The following is a 1,077-nucleotide window of genomic DNA, read 5'->3' as shown; positions in this document are numbered from 1 at the left end:
GCGGGCCACGAGTGTGGTGTGCAGCACGAAACGAGAAGGAAGTAGCGTGATCCCATGACCGCGTCGATCAGATCTGACGGGGACCCCGCGGCGTCTCGAGCGAATCGAGTCGTGGTGTGGAGTCCGGAGTACCTGAGCTATCGGTGGAGCGCCGATCACCCGATGAATCCCACTCGCCTCGATCTCACGATGGCACTCTCGCGAAGCCTCGGACTTCTCGAGGGCATCGAGTTTCTCGAACCGAGTGCCGCGTCCGATGCCGACCTCCTCAGAATCCACACACCGGCATATCTTGCAGCGGTCAAAGACGCGGGTAACTCTGCGAATAACGGTGTGAGCGGCCAGGATGTTCCCCACGGCCTCGGTACCGAGGACAACCCGGTCTTCCCGCACATGCACGAGGCAAGTGCCATCCTCGCCGGCGGCTCGCTGGCGGCAGCGCAGGAAATCGCTTCGGGGCGTACCAGGCGTGCGGTCAGCATCGGCGGTGGCATGCACCATGCGATGGCGGATTGGGCTTCGGGATTCTGCGTCTACAACGATGCGGCTGTTGCGATTTCGTGGCTGCTCGACAACGGCTACGACCGCATCGCCTACATCGACGTCGACGCTCACCACGGCGACGGTGTGCAACATGCGTTCCTCGGGGACCCTCGGGTGCTCACCGTCTCGCTACATCAGCATCCGGCTACGTTGTGGCCCAACACCGGATGGTCGAGCGAGGTCGGTGACGGCGCGGCCGAAGGTACAGCGGTGAACATCCCGGTGCTTCCCGGAACCGTCGACGCGTTGTGGCTGCGTGCATTTCACGCCGTAGTTCCGGGAGCCATTGCAGCCTTCCGCCCGCAGATCATCATCAGTCAGTGCGGTGTGGACTCGCACCGCGAGGACCCGCTCGCGGACCTCGCCCTCACCGTCGACGGTCAGCGTGCGGCGTTCCTGGCAATGCGCGATCTCGCCGACCGCTACTCCGAAGGACGGTGGCTGGCGGTCGGCGGTGGGGGATACGGACTGGTTCGCGTCGTGCCCAGGGCATGGACTCACCTGATCGCGGCCGCACTCGATCGCGAGATCGAC

At 64.5% G+C, this 1,077-nt stretch carries 1 protein-coding gene; it reads left to right on the top strand.

Going from position 1 to position 1,077, the window contains the following annotated elements:
- Positions 1-54: 54 nt before the first annotated feature.
- Positions 55-1,077: acetoin utilization protein AcuC (locus ABT116_RS49655; RefSeq protein WP_351648322.1), on the top strand; the 1,023-nt coding region annotated here is incomplete at its 3' end.

This window comes from Streptomyces sp. NPDC002130, assembly GCF_040296465.1.
Lineage (GTDB): Bacteria > Actinomycetota > Actinomycetes > Streptomycetales > Streptomycetaceae > Streptomyces.
Note: the sequence above shows the minus strand (reverse complement) of the source record. Positions and strands in the feature narration are given on the sequence as shown.